This is a genomic window from Synechococcus sp. UW105 (assembly GCF_900473935.1).
In the GTDB taxonomy this organism is placed as follows: Bacteria; Cyanobacteriota; Cyanobacteriia; order PCC-6307; family Cyanobiaceae; genus Synechococcus_C.
The window spans coordinates 126,668-145,559 of record NZ_UCNN01000008.1; the positions used below are offsets into that span (position 1 = coordinate 126,668).

Below are 18,892 nucleotides of genomic sequence, written 5' to 3' on the forward strand. Positions count from 1 at the left end.
CAGGCGTCTGATCACCGGACCCGTCATGCAGGACTGGCCCGGCCTGATTGAAGCCTATCGAGGCTGGTTGCCGGTTTCAGATGCCACGCCTGTGGTGACCCTGCATGAAGGTGCCACTCCCCTCATTCCCGTCCCTTCGGTGGCCGAAAGGATCGGTCGAGGCGTCAAGGTCTACGTCAAATACGACGGTCTCAACCCCACCGGCTCCTTCAAAGACCGGGGCATGACCATGGCAATCAGCAAAGCCAAGGAAGTCGGCTGTGAAGCAGTGATCTGCGCCAGCACGGGCAACACGTCCGCAGCCGCAGCCGCCTATGCCCGGCGTGCCGGAATGCGGGCGTTTGTCTTGATCCCAGATGGCTATGTCGCCCAAGGGAAACTGGCCCAGGCCCTCGTCTACGGAGCTGAGGTACTGGCCATCCGTGGCAACTTCGACCGTGCTCTCGACATCGTGAGGGAAGCAGCCGAAAGCTATCCGGTCACCCTGGTGAACTCGGTGAATCCCTACCGCCTGCAGGGTCAAAAAACCGCTGCTTTTGAGGTGATTGATGCCCTTGGCAATGCCCCCGATTGGCTTTGCATTCCGATGGGGAATGCCGGCAACATCACGGCGTATTGGATGGGCTTCCAAGAGTATTACCAGGCAGGCCACAGTCGCACACTGCCCCGAATGATGGGTTTCCAGGCCAGCGGATCAGCTCCTCTCGTCCACAACACCACCGTGGAGGATCCCAACACCATCGCCACCGCGATCCGAATCGGTAACCCGGTGAACCGAGACAAGGCTCTTGCCGCCCGCGAAGGCAGCAACGGCGCCTTCCTCGACGTCACCGACGCCGAAATCATCGAGGCCTACAAGCTGCTGGGTGGCCAAGAAGGGATCTTCTGCGAACCAGCCAGCGCTGCCTCCGTCGCAGGTTTGCTGAAGCGGTCTGCCGAAGTGCCTGAAGGGGCCACGGTGGTGTGTGTACTGACCGGCAATGGACTCAAGGATCCGGACTGCGCCATCAATAACAACGATGCCGCCTTCCATACAGATCTGGATCCAAATCTCGAGACCGTGGCCAAGGTGATGGGTTTCTGAGCCGAGCAGCTCTGGATCAATCTCTCGATCTGGCCCCTCTACGTAGGGGCTTTTTGATGGGTCGACGTCACTCTGAGAGGTTGCTCTTCGGCGAACCACCCGACAAAGCGGCTGCGGAAGACGCCAGAAAAGCCACAAAAAAATGGTGGAAAACGGCTGACAACTCCCCCCGGCTCGACAAGTGATTCTTTCCCCAGGTTGTGGAAGCTGTGCAAAACGAGAGGTTCTCCGCATTCGCTGAAGCCACTTCCCCAGGCCTGTGAAAGCAACCAATCAGGATCCAACTGGATTCTGAACGGTTTTCCACGCTTTCCCCAGGACCGACTACGGCTGTTTTGTTTGGTTTTAAAAATCATCAAATCCAAAAGACGGATGATGCCGATCCAAATGCTCTGGCCGTTGCACATCTCCTCAGCCTGTGAAACCGTGGGAACTCTTCAGGACACTTGGTCGGGACGTTGACTCCATGAAACTGGTCTGTTCCCAGGCGGAGCTCAATACAGCCCTCCAACTGGTAAGTCGTGCTGTGGCATCTCGCCCAACCCACCCGGTGCTGGCCAATGTTCTGCTCACTGCTGATGCAGGCACGGGTCGCCTCAGCCTCACCGGATTTGATCTCAATCTCGGCATTCAGACTTCGCTATCGGCATCGGTTGAAGCGAGCGGCGCCGTGACACTGCCTGCCCGTTTGCTAGGCGAGATCGTTTCACGGCTTTCTGTTGATTCACCAATCACCCTGGCCACAGATGAAGCTTCCGAGCAGGTCGAGCTCACCAGCTTGAGCGGCAGCTACCAAATGCGCGCCATGCCGGCTGATGAATTTCCTGATCTGCCGCTGGTTGAAAACGGCACCGCTCTGCGTGTGGATGCAGTCTCGCTGGTTCAGGCTCTGCGAGGAACCTTGTTTGCGAGTAGCGCTGACGAAGCAAAACAGCTCCTCACAGGCGTTCACCTTCGCTTCGAAGGGCGTCATCTCGAAGCGGCGTCTACCGATGGCCACCGTCTTGCCGTTCTGACGGTGAACGATGCGTTGCAGGACGATCCAACCGCCGCTGGATCAGCGGAGGGGATCACGTCTGACGATGGTTCTCTTGCTGTCACCCTGCCAGCTCGTTCCTTGCGTGAGGTGGAGCGTCTGATTGCTGGCTGGAAAAGTGATGATCCTGTCACGCTCTTTTATGACCGCGGCCAGGTGGTTGTGCTCGCAGCTGACCAGATGGTCACGAGCCGCACCTTGGAAGGCACCTATCCGAATTATCGGCAGCTCATCCCCGATGGGTTCACCCGCACGATTGATTTGGAACGCCGTCCATTCATGGCGGCCTTGGAACGGGTGGCCGTGCTTGCTGATCAGCACAACAACGTGGTGAGGATCAGCACGGATCCCACTGCGGGTCTGGTGCAGATCAGTGCTGATGCACAGGATGTGGGTAGTGGATCGGAATCACTACCGGCCACGCTCACTGGAGAGGCTGTGCAGATTGCCTTCAATGTGCGCTATGTCCTCGATGGCCTCAAAGCCATGGAGGGAGATCGGATCTCGCTTCAATGCAATGCCCCAACCACACCGGCGATCCTCACACCCGCCGATAATGCAGCAGGGTTCACCTATCTGGTGATGCCCGTTCAGATCCGCAATTGACACCCTCGAACGACCGTCACCGTGGAGCTTCCGGATCAGGTCCTGTTGAGTGATCTGCTGCACCACAGGGTGCGTTGTGATCAGGGCATCGACCATGGAGCTGGTGTGATGGCTTGGATGCATCCGCCAGTGCATCGGTTGCTTGGTTGGGTCAGCCGTCCTTCCGCCCTTCGCAACAGTCGTGATGTCTGGCGTCTGGATCAATGGCGTGGCATCTCCGACCAGGAAGTGTTTGTGAAAGGGCTTCCCTCAGTCAGTGATCAGCTCACTTTGGAGCGGCTTCCGACTCTGATTGATGCTGATCTGGTGGATCGGCATGGTGAGCGTCTGGGCCAGATTGCCGACCTCACGTTCGTGCCTGCCACCGGCAAGATCCTCCACTACCTCGTCTCTCGAAGCGATCCGCGTCTTCCTGGCAGCAGTCGCTGGCGGCTGACGACTGATCGGATTCTCGATCAGCAGCCGGGTTTGGTCACCACCGGTCTCTCAGCTCTCGATGACCTACCGCTGGCACGCTCAAGCGTCCGTCAAGACCTACTGCGTCGATCAAAGCATTGGCGTGAGCAGATTCAGCAGATCGGAGATCGGGCTGGTGAGCGCTTGGAAGGCTGGCTGGAAGAGCCCCCTTGGGATGGCACCGCAGGTTGGGTGGAGCGTGATCAGGACAACGCCGACCATTGGGATGACTCCGGTGATTGGGAGGGTTCCTATGCCACGACACCTGAGTCCGTGCGAGATCAGACATCTGAATTTGCCTCGCCTCTCGAGCCTCTCAATGAGGATCTTGATGATCCTCTCAATGGTTGGGATGAGTCTGATTGGAGAGAGGATCCCCCTCGCTCCAGGCGACCTCGCCGCGGTCGTCCCCATTCGTCCGCTCCCGATCCGCAGGAGGAGTCGGATTCTGATCCCTGGGTCTGAGACCACAGTCGGCAACACTGGTAGAAGCTGAAATCCACCCTGTGGTCCAGTCCCTTGAATCGGCAATGCCGTTTGATGTGGCCGCCGCTCTCCGCCAGGAGGGACTTACCGAGGACGATTACCTGGAGATTCAGCGTCGTCTTGGTCGAGATCCCAACCGTGCGGAGCTGGGGATGTTTGGCGTGATGTGGTCGGAGCACTGCTGTTATCGCAATTCCCGGCCTCTGCTCAGTGGTTTCCCTACGGAAGGACCGCGCATCCTGGTGGGGCCCGGAGAGAACGCAGGGGTGGTGGATCTCGGCGATGGCCATCGCCTTGCCTTCAAGATCGAAAGCCATAACCATCCTTCTGCTGTGGAGCCTTTCCAAGGCGCAGCCACTGGTGTGGGTGGCATTCTCCGAGACATCTTCACCATGGGTGCTCGCCCGATCGCCTTGCTCAATGCCCTCCGCTTCGGGCCCTTGGAGGAAACCAGCACCCGCGGTCTCGTTGAGGGTGTGGTTGCCGGCATCGCCCATTACGGCAACTGCGTTGGCGTGCCCACCGTGGGAGGAGAGGTGGCGTTCGATGCCTCTTACAGCGGCAATCCCCTGGTGAATGCCATGGCTTTGGGCTTGATGGAGACCGACGACATCGTCAAGTCCGGCGCCTCTGGTGTCGGTAATCCCGTCGTCTATGTCGGCAGCACCACCGGTCGTGATGGCATGGGTGGAGCCAGTTTTGCCAGTGCTGAACTAAGCGCAGCTTCTTTGGATGACCGCCCTGCTGTTCAGGTGGGTGATCCTTTTCTCGAGAAAGGTTTGATTGAAGCTTGTCTGGAGGCGTTCCAGAGTGGAGATGTGGTGGCTGCCCAGGACATGGGGGCGGCCGGGTTGACCTGCAGCTGTTCAGAGATGGCTGCGAAGGGGGATGTGGGCGTGGAGCTCGACCTCGACAAGGTTCCTGCCCGTGAAGAGGGCATGACTGCTTATGAGTACCTCCTGTCCGAATCTCAGGAGCGCATGTTGTTTGTGGTGCGCGCCGGTCGGGAGGAGCCGCTGATGGAACGTTTCCGGCGCTGGGGCCTTCAGGCTGCTGTGGTCGGTCGTGTGTTGGAGGAACCGGTTGTGCGGGTGTTGCAGCATGGCGAGGTTGCTGCTGAGGTGCCCTCTCGGGCTCTGGCGGAGGACACCCCGATCAACCATCACGAACTGCTGGCTGAACCCCCGGCTGATCTCCAGCAGCACTGGACCTGGTGTGATGCCGATCTACCCCCGGCGCCTGTTGGCCATGACTGGGGTACTGACCTGCTCAAGCTGCTGGATGATCCCACGATCGCTAGTAAGCGTTGGGTCTATCGCCAGTACGACCAGCAGGTTTTGGCCAACACCGTGGTTCCATCCGGTGGGGCTGATGCCGCTGTCGTGCGGCTTCGACCACAGCAAGGTGAGGCCTCCCTGCAGACCACGGTCCGTGGCGTGGCTGCAACGGTCGATTGTCCCAACCGCTGGGTGGCTCTTGATCCAGAACGCGGCGCCATCGCAGCGGTGGCTGAGTCTGCTCGCAATCTCAGTTGTGTCGGTGCTGAGCCCCTCGCGGTCACCGACAACCTCAACTTCCCCTCCCCAGAGACAGATCGTGGTTATTGGCAGCTCGCCCTGGCTTGTCGAGGATTGTCAGAAGCGTGTCGTGCGCTCAACACTCCGGTGACTGGAGGGAACGTTTCTCTCTACAACGAAACCCGCGGCGACGACGGCACCCTCACACCCATTCATCCCACTCCTGTGGTGGGCATGGTGGGCTTGGTGGACGACATCAATCGGGTGTGCGGTATGGCTTGGCGTCAGCCCGGTGATCCGATTGTGATGCTTGGGGTCTCGGGTGAGCAGCCTGAGGATGATCGGGTCGGGTTTGGCGGTAGCGCTTACCAAGGTGTCATTCACGGCTTGCTTACCGGTCGTCCCCCACGGATCGATCTCGGCTTGGAGGTCAGCGTCCAGGCCCTTGTGCGTGAAGCCATTGCGCAAGGGTTGCTCGCTTCCGCTCATGACTGCAGTGATGGAGGTCTGGCGGTAACCCTGGCGGAAGCGTCGTTAGCTTCTGGGCAAGGCGTTGAGATCAAGTTGGGAGCTTCTCCGGCGTCGTTGCAGCGACGTTTGTTCGCAGAAGGTGGAGCCCGCATTGTGGTGTCGGTGAAATCGGAGCGATGGGAGGACTGGCAAGCTTTGCTGTCCTCTGTCGATGTTCCGCTGCAGCGACTGGGATCCGTGGCTGATCATGATCAGCTCTCCATCACCTGTGAGGGGCAGTCTGTGTTGACTCTGTCGGTGGATGCGTTGGCATCCACATATGAGCAGGCGTTGCCCCGTCGCCTTGAGGTCTCGTGAGCGGCCGCTGGGGCGTGGTGCAAAATCATGAAGGAAGTCTGAAGTTGAGGCGCCCTGTGCATCAGCCCATCACAGAGCGACCCGATCGGATGGAGGAGGCGTGCGGGGTTTATGCGGTGTTGGCCGATGGGCAACCTGTTGCCAATCTCACTTACTTCGGTCTGTATTCACTGCAGCATCGCGGCCAGGAATCGGCCGGTATCGCCGTTTTCAACCACGGCAAGGTGCGCTTGCACAAAGACATGGGCTTGGTCAGCCAGGTGTTCGATCAGGACGTGCTGGCGCGAATGCCCGGCAACCTCGCCATCGGCCATAACCGCTATTCCACAACGGGCAGCAGCAAGGCTTGCAATGCGCAGCCTGTGGTGTTGATGACCCGTCTGGGGCCTTTTGCCTTTGCTCACAACGGCAATCTTGTGAATGCCGCTGAGCTCCGGGACAAGCTCGATGATGGTCAGACCGAATTCACCTCCACCACTGATTCGGAATTAATTGCTTTCGCGATTCAGCAGGCCGTGAATCGTGGGCTGGATTGGAAGCCGGCCATCATCGAAGCCGCTGCCATGTGTCGCGGAGCCTTCAGCTTGGTGATCGGTACCGTCGACGCGTTGTATGCCCTTCGGGACAGTTATGGCGTCCGACCGTTGGTCTTCGGTCGGTTGGGAGATGCCAAGAGTGGTCACTGGGTGGTGAGCAGTGAAAGCTGTGGTCTGGACATCATCGGTTCAGCTTTTGAGGCTGACGTCGAACCTGGCGAGTTGATTACCTTTCGGCTTGGAGACACTGAGCCCCAGCGGGAGCAATGGGCGGAGCCTTCAACGCGGATGTGTGTGTTCGAGATGATTTATTTCGCTCGTCCAGATAGTCGCTTTTTCGGTGAGTCGCTGTATAGCTATCGCCAACGGATTGGTCAGATTCTGGCCCGTGAATCGGGCGTTGAGGCTGATTTGGTGATCGGTGTACCTGATTCTGGGATTCCGGCAGCGATTGGTTTCTCTCAGGCCAGTGGCATCACCTTCGCTGATGGTCTGATCAAAAATCGCTATGTGGGTCGCACCTTCATTCAGCCCACTCAGGCGATGCGAGAGGCTGGAATCCGCGTCAAGCTCAATCCGTTGCCGGATGTCTTGGCTGGTAAGCGGGTGGTGGTGATTGATGACTCCATCGTGCGCGGTACGACCAGCCGCAAATTGGTGCAGGCTCTGCGTGATGCAGGCGCCACTGAGGTGCACATGCGGATCAGTTCACCGCCAGTCACCCATCCCTGCTTCTACGGCATCGATACCGATACGCAGGATCAGTTAATTGCCGCTCGGTTGACGGTTAAGCAGATCGAGGACCATCTCAAGGTTGACACCCTCGCTTATCTCAGCAAGGAAGGCATGGTTGAAGCCGCTCACGCCAGCTCTGAACATTTCTGCACGGCTTGTTTTGATGGCAGCTATCCAATTCCCATGGATGACTCGGTTCGTTCCAGCAAACTGATGCTCGAACCCTCAGGTGTGGCGGCGTCCAAAGGCTGAGCACAGCAAGCTTCCATCCGGATCTGGGCAGGGATTTAGCTCAGCAAGGGCACCAGATCGGCGAGGCTTTCATCGCCCTTCAGAGTCAGTTGGGTGGGTTGATCGGTGTTGTTGCTCAGCTCGGCGCTGAGCAGTCGGCCATGGCGGTTCTTGCTGCTGACCACCCCCACAAGCTCTTCGACAGCACAGATGGAAACGAGGCGGTCTGGATCGTTCCCTTTGCTTTCGAGCTGCATGATCATGTCGCCCATATCGCCCCTTTTGCACCGGCGTAAATCGCTTAGTGACAGGCGTATGACTTTCCCCTGACGGCTACCCACAAGAATCTCACCACTGTTTCCTTGTGATTCAGCACTGTGGTCGTTGTGGGCTGGTTGACTGACGGCCCCGACCAGAGATTCTCCGGGCAGCATTCGCATTGTCATTGGACCCTGAGCCAATTTCCCCATCAATGGCAGCGCTTGTTCCTCGACAGGTAGGCAGAGCACTCGGCCGATGTCGCTGACCAGGGCGACTGTTCCGTCGTCTTCACACACCACAGCCGAGAGCAGTGAGACGCCTTCTTTCAGTTTCACGATGCTGGTGGCACGTCCTGAGAGATCCTGCACCTCTTGCAGAGGAAGTCGTTTAAAGCGTCCATCGCTGCTCAGGAGTCCTAAGGAGCGGCAACGGTTGGCGTTGGCGTCGTCAGAGGCCGGAAGGCGCAGCAGGCTGACCACTGGATCGCCTTCCATGGCGGTTGGCAGGAAGCGTTCCAGTCCTCCCGGTTGCTGGCCAGCGAATTCCCAGCGCACCAAGGCCATGCGTCCGCTGCTGGTCACGGCCAGCAATCGGGGCTCAGGCTTGATTGGCAGGATCAGACGGGCCGGAGAGGGTTCATCACCCAGTTCCACTGGTTCGTTCAGATGCAGCCGACCGAGCAGTTGAGGGCTCACCACTTTCACCTGACCATCGGTCTGGATCAGGAGACGTACGTCCGAGGGCAGGGCTCCAAGCGCCTGACGTCGCTGTAGTTCGGCATTGGGGCGCTGACTCGCAGCCTTTTCGGCCAGCAAGTGGTCGCCTCCTTCGATCAGGCGGGTGCGTCGCGGTGTGGCGAAGCGTTTTTTCAGTTGCTTCAGCTCCTGCACCATCGCATCGAGCAGTTGATCTCGTTCCTTTAACAGCAACTGAAGGCGTTGCCGTTCTCGGCGCAGATCCTCTGCTTCATTGCGCAGGCTTTCTTGCTCAAGGCCTGTGAGCCGTCGTAAGGGCATTGCCAGAACGGCATCAGCCTGTCGTTCGGTTAGATCGAGATGCACCATCAGGCTTGCCCTGGCGGAGGCGGCATCCTTGGCCTCTTGAATCATGGCGATCACCCGTTGGAGTGAATCCAGGGCCGTGATCAAACCCTCCACGACCTCAAGCCGGTCTTCCGTCTTGCGTAGGGCATGACTGGTGCGCCGGATCAGCGTCAGTTCCCGGTATTCCAGGAAGGTCTGCATCAGCTGTCGCAACGACAGCTGATGTGGTTGACCATTCACCAGGGCCAGGAGAATGGCGCCGAAATTGCTTTGCAGCGATGTTCGGCGTTGCAATTCGGCGAGCACTTTGTCGGGTTCAGCGTCGCGGCGAAGTTCCACTACGACGCGCATGCCTTCGCGATCGCTTTCATCCCTGATGTCGGCAATCCCTCCGATCTTGCCGTCGTTGACTTGGTCGGCGAGTTTTTCGATCCAGCCGGCCTTGCTGAGTTGGTAAGGCAGTTCGGTGATGATCACTGCGCCTCGTTTGTGGCGCCCTTTCCCGGGTTGGATTTCCTCGATGTGGGCGACGCCCCGCATCGGAATGCTTCCCCGGCCGCGCAGATACGTTTCACGGACGCCGGTTCCCAGCAGCACCTCACCGCCTGTGGGGAAATCGGGCCCAGGGATCATCGACAGCAGCTTCTCGTCACTTAGATCGGGCTTGCGCACCATTGCGATCAAGCCATCGACCACTTCGCCCAGGTTGTGTGGCGGGATGCTGGTGGCCATGCCCACCGCGATGCCGGAGCAACCGTTTAGGAGAAGGAACGGCAGCTGGGCCGGAAGCACCGTTGGTTCTTGTTGGGACCCGTCGAAGTTGGAGGCAAAATCAACTGTGTCATCGCCGATCTCATCGAGAAGGCCTTGATGGGCGATGGGGGCCAACCGCGTTTCGGTGTAACGCATGGCTGCCGGTGGGTCATCGTCCACCGATCCGAAGTTTCCATGGCCATCGAGGAGTGGATGGCGGCTCGAGAAGGTCTGAACCAATCGCACCAGTGCGTCGTAGACCGCCTGGTCACCATGGGGGTGATACTTACCCAGCACGTCACCCACCACGCGGGCGCATTTGCGATAGGGGCGGTCTGGGGTGAGCCCCAGTTCATGCATCGCAAACAGGATGCGGCGCTGCACCGGTTTGAGACCGTCACGGGCATCAGGAAGCGCCCGACCCACGATCACGCTCATCGCGTATTCGAGGTAGGAGCGCTGCATCTCTTGATGCAGGGCGATCGGTTGAACGCGCTCCTCTGCCATCCGTGTCTGGAACTACCGAGGGCGAACGGGGCTCAGCCTACAGATGTCTTTCTGTTTGAACAGCCCTGTTCAAGGACTGCTGGAGGGATCCGCATTGGCTTGGGCACGTTCAACCGCAGTTTTAAGCCCGGGGTTGGTCAGCAGATCTCGGGTGGCGAGGCGCAGGCTGAGACCCCAGAGTTGCTGCTTCTGATGATCAGGCAGAACGTAGTTGGGATCTTGTTTTAGGGCCTGTTGAGCAAGCGTGATCGCTTCTTCATCTCCGTCTTTTTGACGATTCAGGGCTGCGGCCAGGGCCAGCATCGGTTCGGCGTTGCGTTCGATGGTTAGGACATGGCGCCAACGCTGGATCGCTTCTCGCGTGTTCCCCATTTCGAACAACACGATCCCCTGGTTGTTCAGTGCTTCCCAGAATGTTGGTTTGAGGGATGACGCCTTTTCAAAGGCGCTGAGGGCGGCACGGAATTCCGTTTGCATCACCCGTGCATTGCCAAGGTCGAAGTAGGCACTGGGGTTCTTCGGATCCAGCTTTAGCCCTTGGTCCAGGAGCGGGATGGCATCGTTCGGTCGATTGTCCCGAAGAGCTAAAGAGGCTTCGGCAAACCAGAGTCCTGCATTCTTTGGGTCGAGTTTTTTGGCGCGGGCCAGGGAGTCGGCGGCCGGTTTGAGCTGTTTGCTGCGTAGTTGGGCTTCTGCCAGCACGGCCCATAAGCGTTCATCATTCGGACGCAGCCGTACGGCCAGGGCTGCGAGTCGAGCTGCTTCCTCGGGTTGTCCCAGGCTGAGAAGTTGGGCGGCGGTTCGGCCGATGCCGATGGCTGAACCCTCTAATTCCTGGGCACTGGGTAGGTAAACCGTAGGTACAAGCGCCTGAGCGGGCAGTGTGCTGACGATGCTGGCCATCGACAGCACCAGGGCTGAGCACCACGAACGTTGACGTCTCCCCATCACCTTGATCCAGATTTGTCCAGCGTAGGCACGTCCTTCGGCTCTGCCGCGGCGGCATTTCGGCGCCACATCCAGGGTTTAATCCGGCGAAGTGCTGAACCGCGCAGTTGCTCTTGCCAGGTGGTGTCATCCCATGTCATCGCCTGTTCACGGCTGAGATCAAGCATCCATTGCCGTGGTTGCAGATCTGGATCGTCGTTGCTCGGTATGTCGCCCCGATTCCAGGGGCAGACGTCCTGGCAGATGTCGCAACCAGCCACCCAGGGGCCCATCGCTGCCTTGATTGCTTCGGGTAGCTCGGCGTCTCGATTTTCAATCGTGTGATACGCAAGGCAGAGCCCTGAATCCACCACGAACGGTTCTCGGATCGCCTGGGTCGGGCAGGCCTCCATGCAGAGCGTGCAGCGACCGCAAAGGGGTGCTGCAGGGGGGTCGGGGCTGAGCTCGATGTCGCAGAGGAGATGGCCGATCACCATCCAGGAGCCGCGTTCGTGGTGGATCAGATTGCTGTGCTTTCCGATCCAGCCCAGGCCAGCTTCTTCGGCCCAGGCTTTGTCCAGCAAGGGATCGGCATCCACACAAGCCCGCCAGTGGGTGCCAGGTTTCTGGCTTTCCAGCCACCGTCCCAGTCGTTTCAGTCGTTGGCTCACGACCCGGTGGTAGTCCCGCCCCCAGCCATAGCGCGCGATTGCCAGACGGCCTGGCATTCGTTCGTGTTTCACGTGGTAGTTGAGGCCCACGGCCAGCAGGCTCGTAGCGCCCTCCAGCAATTGAGTCGCATCCTTTCGTCGCGGTGCTGCCATCCAGCCCATGTCGGCTTGGTACCCCGCGTCCAGCCACCGTTCCAGAGCTGCGCTGCGTAAGCGCATCCGTGCGCTTCCTGGCAGTCGGGCGATTCCGACCGGTTCGAATCCCTGTGCTCGGGCCTGATGCTTAAGAGCGCTGCTGAGTTCCTTCTGAGTCGACAGAGCCTCCACGGAAACTGACTCTAAAGTTGGGCACCTTCTGGCAGTTTGCCGTGTCTGCTTCAGCTTCGGGTCTTTCCTCCAACCTGCGCCTGGCGGCCGTGCTTCGCTGGCTCGGCATCACCCTTGTGGTGCTGCTGATTCTCCAGCTCGTGGTGATCTTCAGTGCTGCGGAATGGAGTGATCCAGCGTTTCAGCAGGTGCTGATTGAGCGCCTGGTGAATCAGGCACCGATGGGTTTGGTGGGTCTTTTGTTGATGTTGATTGGTTCGCGGCTTGATCATCCAGGTGCTGCGCGTACGCCGATTCGCTGGGTGGTGTGCGTCCTCTCCTCTTTGCTCACCATCGCCCTGATCGGTGTCGTCCCTATGGCGATCACCGGTAACCAGACCCTTGCTGGTCAGGCTGATCAGACTCTCGAGCAAAAGCGTGGTCAGTTGGAGATGGCCCGCCAGCAGTCCAAGGATCCTGAAGGCGTGAAAATGTTGGGTGAACAGCTGGCCCAGGCCGGCCAGCTGCCTGCAGGTGCCAGCGATGACGACAAAACCAAGGCTGCCCAGAGGTTTATTGATGGTCAGCTTGCTCAGATGGACGACCAGATCCAGCAGGCTGAACGCCAGCGCAATCTGGCTGTGAATCAGCGGCGCTTTGGGGGCACTTTCAGTGCGGTCGTTTTGGCTGTGGCCTTTGTGCTGCTTGCTCTCGCCTCGGTTCTCTAAAGGCGGGTTTTCGCTGGCAGCTGGTTAGGTTGGGCAGATCACGTCGGCTCCAAGCCCTGGTCGTTCCTTGGTGCAGTCCAACCCCAGACCTGATCTGCCGCTCGGCGACAGACTTCAGAAGGATCTGAAAAATGATCTGATCGCCGGTCTGCTGGTGGTCATTCCGCTTGCCACCACGATTTGGTTGGCGACAACGGTGAGCCGCTTTGTACTCGCGTTTTTGACGTCGATTCCGAAGCAGTTCAATCCTTTCATTACCCTCAATCCGCTTCTACAGGATCTGATCAACCTGGCGCTGGGTTTAACGGTGCCTCTGCTCGGGATCTTGTTGATCGGCCTGATGGCTCGCAACATCGTTGGCCGCTGGTTGCTTGAGTTCGGTGAGGGGACCTTGCAACGCATCCCCCTGGCAGGCTCCGTTTACAAGACGCTCAAGCAGTTACTTGAGACCTTTCTGCGAGACAACTCCAGTCGTTTCCGCCGGGTTGTTCTCGTGGAATATCCCCGTGAAGGACTCTTCAGCGTGGGATTCGTGACCGGAGTGGTTGGTCCTTCACTCCAGGCCGATTTGAAAGAACCGTTGCTCAGCGTCTTCATTCCCACAGCGCCCAATCCCACCACTGGCTGGTACACCCTGGTTCCTGAATCCTCGGTTCGGGATCTCGAGATTTCGGTGGAGGATGCCTTCCGAACGATTATTTCGGCTGGCATTGTGAATCCCGATGAGCGGGAGGCTCCGGTCAATCGCAGTTTTTCAAGTCTGATCTCCCAGCTGCGAGCATCGGTATCCCCCTCGTCGTCCACGTCAGGGGTCTGACCCATCCCTTCGTTTTTTACTTGCTTTCATGCAGTCCCGTTCTCTAGCCCGTGAGCTGGCACTGCTGGTGCTTGGTCAGCTCTCTGATCGTGATCATCAGGATGCTGCGGATCTGCAGCTGGATTCCGTTCTCCAGAAAGCTCTTGAGACTTTGCAGCAGCATTGGCGAGAGTCGCTGGATGCCTCGGCTCAGGATCTTGAAAAGGCTCAGCAGTCTCTGCTCGATAGTGAGCTTCAAGATGGTGGCGATCACAGTTCATCCGTGGTGCGGGATCACCTCAAGGCTTCACTGACCACAGCTGAGCAGGTGTTGAACAGTCTCTCCGGAAGCCTGGAGCTGCCCCGTCTGCTTGCCTTGGCTGATCAGGAGACCGTGCGCCACGGAGCGATGCGTCGGGTGAGTCTGGTGTTGGAACAGCGGAGTGGCATCGATGCTCGTCTAGATGGGGTGATGGAGGGCTGGCGTTTGAGTCGTTTGCCCCGCATCGACCGTGACATCCTGCGCCTGGCCGTGGTTGATCTCACCAGTTTGAAGACACCTTCCGCTGTCGCCTGCAATGAGGCGGTCGAACTGGCTAACCGCTACAGCGATGATCAAGGTCGTCGCATGATTAATGGCGTTCTGCGGCGTCTGCAGAATGCGGCTCCGGCTTCATCTGCAGGCTCCTGATTTCGTTTCGCTTCGGCAGTTTCGATGGTTTTCGACTGGTTCCAGCGTCGCTCCGCTCAACCCGAGCCGACTCCAGCGGAGAGTGACCCGGCATCACCGATCGAAAGTGATGGCGAGACACCAGAGTCTTCCGCAGTAGACGAGCTGGCCAACGCACAATCGCCTGAGCCTGAGCCTGAGCCTGAGCCTGAGCCTGAGCCTGAGCCCAGCATCCCTGCATCACAGCCGTCAGTTGCGGCAGTGGATGAGGCAGCTTCAACCGCTGCCGAAGCTTCGGCGACCGCTGATGTGGACGACGATCCCCTTGAGTGGGCTCGTCAGGCCTATGCCCGTCTGAAGGCGCAGCAGGCGGCTGAAGCTGAACAAATTCAGACGCCCGTTGCGCCACAGCAGCCCTCACCAGAGCAGCCCTCAGTTGAAGAGGTGTCTGAGGTGGCCTCACCTGAATCACCGGTGAGCACCGCTTCGTCTGCCACTCCGCTTTCGACCCCGATTGCCACTTCGGAGTCCAGTACGACTCCCGCACCAAGGCTGTCTCTTCTCGAGCAGGCCGCCGCTGAGCGGCAGCAACGCCAGCAGGAGCTTGAGGCCCGTGCCACGTCCGCACCGGTGTCGATGCCTGCACCGGCCGCTCCCTCGGTTGAGCCTGCTCTGGCTGATGGTTCTGATCAACCTCAGCTTGGCGAGTTCGATGACAGCTTCACTTGGTCTGCTGAGGTGTTGGCGGCCCAGGGTCGTCAGGCCGATCAGGTCTCGCTGGAAGAAATCGACTGGCTCGTTCGCCTCCGTCGTGGCCTTGAAAAAACCCGACAGGGCTTTGTTACTGGTCTTCTCGACAGCCTTGGAGATGATCCCCTCACCCCTGAGGTGGTGGATGACCTTGAGGCCCTTCTGCTCCGTGCAGATGCTGGTGTTGTGGCGACCGATCAGGTGATGGAAGCGCTCAGAAAACGCCTCAATGAAGAGGTGGTGGATCCCAGCGAAGGAATCCGTTTCTTGAAGGAGCAGCTGCGAAACTTGCTGGATGAGCCGATTCAGGCCAGTGGTTTTGAGCTACTTGCCCCTGAGCGCGGGCGTCTGAATATCTGGTTGATGGTGGGTGTCAATGGAGTCGGTAAGACCACGACCCTCGGCAAGCTTGCCAACCTGGCGGTGCGAAGCGGTTACAGCGCCATGATCGCCGCTGCGGATACGTTCCGAGCTGCTGCAGTGCAGCAGGTGGAGGTGTGGGGTCAACGCAGTGATGTGCCCGTGGTGTCCAATCCCACAGCCAACGCTGATCCTGCTGCTGTCGTGTTCGATGCAATTGGAGCGGCCCGCTCCAAAGAGACAGATCTGCTGTTGGTCGACACGGCTGGTCGTCTGCAGACAAAGCACAATTTGATGGAGGAGCTTCAGAAGATTCGGCGCATCGTTGATCGTCTAGCTCCGGAATCGAAGGTGGAATCTCTCCTGGTCCTTGATGCCAGTCAGGGTCAGAACGGGCTGAAACAGGCGCTGGCCTTCGCCAAGGCTGCCGATCTCACGGGGGTGGTGATCACCAAACTCGATGGAACCTCCCGCGGTGGAGTTGCTCTGGCTGTTTCGTCTGAGGCGGGTCTTCCGATCAGGTTCATCGGAGCCGGAGAGGGAATCCGTGACCTCCGACCGTTCAACAGCTTTGAGTTTGTGGAGGCTTTGTTGGCCGGCCGCTGATCGCCGTAGCTAGCGTTCGCGCACTGCCATGGACGGCCGTGAGCAGCAAGTCAACCCGTCGCCATTCCACGCCGCATCAACGCACCGTGGCTCAGCCCTTAACGGCGACTGCTTCGCTGCGAGAACTGTTCGACAGCTTTTCCAGGGAGCAGCGATCCAGCCAGGAGCTTCTGGCCTCCCTTGGATTTGCCCTGCGTAGCTTCACCAACCTGCATCGCTTCCTGGAGTTGGTGCCTGTGGTGGCCTCCCGTCTGGTGGGTGTTGACGGTTCCCTGCTGGTCCCTTTCACCGCTGATGGCAGGATCTGGCGCGAGCAATTGCAGATGTTGCCGGATCAGCGGTCGCCAGAGCTGTTGCGACAAATCGCCGCCTTTGATCCGGGCACAGCGGTGGGCTTCGGTTCGGATGAACGCCAGGTGCTTGCTCTCGACCATCTAGTCCAGCGCCATCTCGGCCGGGCCGGTCTGTTTGCCACATCTCTGGTGGCTCGCGGCCGTCAGCGGGGTCGTCTGTATGTGTTCAGCAGTACCGGTCCTCTGGTTTGGAGTGACGTGCACCGGCGCCATGTGCAACTGGTGGCTGATCTCACTGGTGTTGCTGTCGAACACGACTTGATGCTCCAGGAAGCGCGCCGTCATGAGCGTGTGGATCGCCAGCTCAGCATTGGTGCCGAAATTCAGGCGCAATTGCTTCCCGACCATTGTCCGGTGATTGAAGGGGTGGAGCTTGCCGCTCGTTGTCGTCCCGCCTTTCAGGTGGGTGGTGACTACTACGACTTCATTCCCACGCGTCCGGAGCTGATGGGTCGGCGCCGTGAGCGTGGACGCTGGGCTCTGTTGATGGGTGATGTGATGGGGAAGGGGGTCCCCGCTGGTCTACTGATGACCATGCTGCGCGGGATGTTGCGGGCTGAAGTTCTCAGCGGCCTGCCTCCTGATCGGATCCTCCACGATCTCAACCAGCTGGCCCAGGAGGATCTGGTTCAGTCGCACCGTTTTGTCACGCTGTTCTATTCCGATTTCGATCCCCGTACCCGACGCTTGCGCTTTGCCAATGCTGCCCACAATCCGCCCCTGATTTGGAGGGCGCAGCAGCGCAGTATCAGTCGGTTGGATGCCCCGGGTCTGCTGATTGGTTTGCAGGCGGAGGCGGAATACGGTTGTGGTGAGGTGGTGCTTGAACCTGGTGATGTGCTGCTCTATTACACCGATGGGGTGACCGAGGCACCTGGGATCACTGGTGATCGCTTTGATGAGGAGCGCCTGATGCGCAGCCTTGAGGCGGCTTGTCGATCTGGCACCGGGTCTCAAGGCATCCTCGATCAGCTCTTCACCCGTTTGGATCGCTTCGTTGGAGTGGATCGCCAACTGGAAGATGATGCCTCGATGGTGGTGTTGAAGGTCCCAGAGGAGGTGATGTTGCCTTCTGTTCCCCGGGCTGCGCTCTGATTGTTCGGCACCGTTGTGATCCCTCGGCCTGACAAGCTGACTGCACGCTGAGCTCGGATGACGGTATGGCTGGGGGAGTGACGGGTGGAGGCTCCGGCACCTGGAGTGACCGCTTTGATCAGGGCCTCCACCCTGCGATCGAAAGGTTCAATGCTTCGATCGGGTTCGACATCACTCTTCTTCAAGAGGATCTCGACGGTTCCATCGCCCATGCCCGCATGTTGGCGGAATGTGGTGTGATCAGTGCCGAGGAAGCCAGCCAGCTCTGCGCAGGGCTGGAGACGATACGCGATGAGGCCGCGGCCGGATCTTTCCGTCCCGGCCTGGCCGATGAGGATGTTCACTTTGCCGTTGAGCGGCGTTTGATCACCCTGCTCGGACCGGTCGGAAAGAAGCTTCACACCGGTCGCAGTCGTAACGACCAAGTGGGTACCGACCTGCGCCTTTGGCTGCGCCGTCGTCTTGATGAACTGAACGATCGCGTGCTTCGTTTTCAGCGGGCGCTGCTGCAACAGGCCTTAGACCAGCGCACCACCCTGATCCCGGGCTATACGCACCTGCAGCGGGCACAGCCCGTTTGTCTGGCGCATCATCTTCTTGCCTATGTGGAGATGCTGGAGCGTGATCGCCAGCGCCTGGCTGATGTGCGCGGCAGGGTCAATGTCTCACCACTTGGGGCTGCTGCCTTGGCAGGAACCCCGGTGCCGATCAACCGCCGCAGCACAGCCGAGGCCCTTGGTTTCGAGGCGATCTATGCCAACAGTCTTGATGCTGTCAGTGACCGAGATTTCGCTGTTGAATTCGCATCGGCTGCGGCGCTGGTGATGGTGCACCTCAGTCGTCTTGCGGAAGAGGTGATTTTCTGGGCGAGCGAGGAGTGTGGCTTTGTGCGACTCAGCGATCGCTGTGCCACCGGCAGCAGCCTGATGCCCCAGAAGAAGAATCCTGATGTACCTGAATTGGTGCGGGGTAAGTGCGGGCGCGTTTTCGGCCACTTGCAAGGTTTGCTGACGATGATTAAGGGTCTTCCCCTCGCGTACAACAAGGATTTTCAGGAAGACAAGGAAGCCCTGTTCGATCTGGTTCGCACTACATCCGATTGTCTTGAGGCGATGGCGATCCTGATGGAGGAAGGAGTCGAGTTTCGTCCTGAGCGGCTTGAACGGGCGGTGGCGTCTGATTTTTCTAATGCCACGGATGTCGCTGATTATCTGGTGGCCCGCGGTGTGCCTTTCCGGGAGGCCTACCAGTTAGTCGGGGCCGTGGTGAAACGCTGTCTGCAGGACGGTGTGTTGTTGCTCGATCTCAGCCTCGAGCAGTGGAAAAGTTTTCACCCTGTGTTTGAGGCGGATCTGTTCGAGGCTCTAGCTCCGCGTCAAGTGGTGGCGGCCCGCGTCAGTGAAGGGGGCACTGGTTTTGTGCGTGTTGAGGAACAGTTGAAACGCTGGGAATCGCGATTGGCATGAAGGTGGATGAAACGAAGTGACTGACTGGGTCTACGCTGAGTAGGCCAAAGGCCATTGATTCCTTTCCGGAGCATGAACCGATGGC

The 18,892-nt window shown here is 59.1% G+C and carries 15 protein-coding genes; 11 read left to right on the forward strand and 4 right to left on the reverse strand.

What is annotated here, in order from left to right:
- Positions 1–25: 25 nt before the first annotated feature.
- Positions 26–1,084 carry a threonine synthase gene (thrC, locus tag DXY16_RS02730; RefSeq protein ID WP_115119436.1) on the forward strand — a complete coding sequence of 353 codons (1,059 nt, stop codon included), beginning with the start codon at positions 26–28 and terminating at the stop codon, positions 1,082–1,084.
- A gap of 38 nt (positions 1,085–1,122) precedes the next feature.
- Here the strand turns inward: thrC and DXY16_RS02735 are convergent, their stop codons facing one another.
- Entirely contained in the window at positions 1,123–1,491 is a 369-nt protein-coding gene (locus DXY16_RS02735) for a hypothetical protein (RefSeq protein ID WP_115119262.1), read from the reverse strand.
- 59 nt (positions 1,492–1,550) lie between these two features.
- On the opposite strand from DXY16_RS02735, the gene dnaN reads away from it, so the two are divergent.
- The 4 genes from dnaN (at position 1,551) to purF (ending at position 7,536) form a co-directional block, all read left to right on the forward strand.
- Positions 1,551–2,726 (forward strand): DNA polymerase III subunit beta, encoded by a 1,176-nt coding sequence (dnaN, locus tag DXY16_RS02740; protein ID WP_115119264.1) that lies wholly within the window; start codon positions 1,551–1,553, stop codon positions 2,724–2,726.
- 21 nt (positions 2,727–2,747) lie between these two features.
- Entirely contained in the window at positions 2,748–3,647 is a 900-nt protein-coding gene (locus tag DXY16_RS02745) for an RNA methyltransferase (protein WP_244281506.1), read from the forward strand.
- Positions 3,648–3,712: 65 nt separating this feature from the next.
- Complete coding sequence (purL, locus tag DXY16_RS02750) at positions 3,713–6,013, forward strand: phosphoribosylformylglycinamidine synthase subunit PurL (protein WP_115119267.1); 2,301 nt, start codon at positions 3,713–3,715, stop codon at positions 6,011–6,013.
- Between the two features lie 89 nt (positions 6,014–6,102).
- Positions 6,103–7,536, forward strand: coding sequence for an amidophosphoribosyltransferase (purF, locus tag DXY16_RS02755; RefSeq protein WP_244281517.1), 1,434 nt, complete (start codon positions 6,103–6,105; stop codon positions 7,534–7,536).
- A 35-nt stretch (positions 7,537–7,571) separates the two neighbouring features.
- On the opposite strand, the gene DXY16_RS02760 is transcribed toward purF, so the two are convergent.
- The 3 genes from DXY16_RS02760 to queG form a co-directional block, all read right to left on the reverse strand.
- A complete protein-coding gene (locus DXY16_RS02760; protein ID WP_115119269.1) occupies positions 7,572–10,079 on the reverse strand; it encodes a DNA topoisomerase (ATP-hydrolyzing) subunit A in 2,508 nt (835 codons plus the stop codon).
- 69 nt (positions 10,080–10,148) lie between these two features.
- Positions 10,149–11,027: a tetratricopeptide repeat protein gene (locus DXY16_RS02765; RefSeq protein WP_115119271.1), complete on the reverse strand. Its 879-nt coding sequence runs from the start codon at positions 11,025–11,027 to the stop codon at positions 10,149–10,151.
- Positions 11,027–12,004: a tRNA epoxyqueuosine(34) reductase QueG gene (queG, locus tag DXY16_RS02770; RefSeq protein WP_115119273.1), complete on the reverse strand. Its 978-nt coding sequence runs from the start codon at positions 12,002–12,004 to the stop codon at positions 11,027–11,029. The genes DXY16_RS02765 and queG overlap by 1 nt, the downstream gene beginning before the upstream one ends.
- A 41-nt stretch (positions 12,005–12,045) precedes the next feature.
- Here queG and DXY16_RS02775 point away from each other — a divergent pair, with 41 nt between their 5' ends.
- From DXY16_RS02775 to argH, 6 genes are all read left to right on the forward strand, one after another.
- On the forward strand, positions 12,046–12,711 hold the full coding sequence (locus tag DXY16_RS02775) for an HpsJ family protein (protein WP_244281507.1): 666 nt from the start codon (positions 12,046–12,048) through the stop codon (positions 12,709–12,711).
- Positions 12,712–12,778: 67 nt separating this feature from the next.
- Positions 12,779–13,528 (forward strand): DUF502 domain-containing protein, encoded by a 750-nt coding sequence (locus DXY16_RS02780; RefSeq protein WP_115019026.1) that lies wholly within the window; start codon positions 12,779–12,781, stop codon positions 13,526–13,528.
- A 28-nt stretch (positions 13,529–13,556) separates the two neighbouring features.
- Positions 13,557–14,198 (forward strand): transcription antitermination factor NusB, encoded by a 642-nt coding sequence (gene nusB / locus DXY16_RS02785; protein WP_115119277.1) that lies wholly within the window; start codon positions 13,557–13,559, stop codon positions 14,196–14,198.
- 24 nt (positions 14,199–14,222) lie between these two features.
- Complete coding sequence (gene ftsY / locus DXY16_RS02790; RefSeq protein WP_115119279.1) at positions 14,223–15,893, forward strand: signal recognition particle-docking protein FtsY; 1,671 nt, start codon at positions 14,223–14,225, stop codon at positions 15,891–15,893.
- 38 nt (positions 15,894–15,931) lie between these two features.
- Entirely contained in the window at positions 15,932–17,341 is a 1,410-nt protein-coding gene (locus DXY16_RS02795) for a PP2C family protein-serine/threonine phosphatase (RefSeq protein WP_115119281.1), read from the forward strand.
- A 65-nt stretch (positions 17,342–17,406) separates the two neighbouring features.
- Entirely contained in the window at positions 17,407–18,807 is a 1,401-nt protein-coding gene (gene argH / locus DXY16_RS02800) for an argininosuccinate lyase (RefSeq protein ID WP_115119282.1), read from the forward strand.
- The last annotated feature ends 85 nt before the right edge of the window (positions 18,808–18,892 follow it).

Bases quoted from the DNA above. Each gene is read 5' to 3' on its own strand.
- purL (WP_115119267.1), top strand. From the start codon at position 3,713: ATGCCGTTTGATGTGGCCGCCGCTCTCCGCCAGGAGGGACTTACCGAG.
- argH (WP_115119282.1), top strand. From the start codon at position 17,407: ATGGCTGGGGGAGTGACGGGTGGAGGCTCCGGCACCTGGAGTGACCGC.
- dnaN (WP_115119264.1), top strand. From the start codon at position 1,551: ATGAAACTGGTCTGTTCCCAGGCGGAGCTCAATACAGCCCTCCAACTG.
- ftsY (WP_115119279.1), top strand. From the start codon at position 14,223: ATGGTTTTCGACTGGTTCCAGCGTCGCTCCGCTCAACCCGAGCCGACT.
- nusB (WP_115119277.1), top strand. From the start codon at position 13,557: ATGCAGTCCCGTTCTCTAGCCCGTGAGCTGGCACTGCTGGTGCTTGGT.
- DXY16_RS02765 (WP_115119271.1), bottom strand. From the start codon at position 11,027: ATGGGGAGACGTCAACGTTCGTGGTGCTCAGCCCTGGTGCTGTCGATG.
- DXY16_RS02735 (WP_115119262.1), bottom strand. From the start codon at position 1,491: ATGTGCAACGGCCAGAGCATTTGGATCGGCATCATCCGTCTTTTGGAT.
- DXY16_RS02760 (WP_115119269.1), bottom strand. From the start codon at position 10,079: ATGGCAGAGGAGCGCGTTCAACCGATCGCCCTGCATCAAGAGATGCAG.
- purF (WP_244281517.1), top strand. From the start codon at position 6,103: ATGGAGGAGGCGTGCGGGGTTTATGCGGTGTTGGCCGATGGGCAACCT.
- thrC (WP_115119436.1), top strand. From the start codon at position 26: ATGCAGGACTGGCCCGGCCTGATTGAAGCCTATCGAGGCTGGTTGCCG.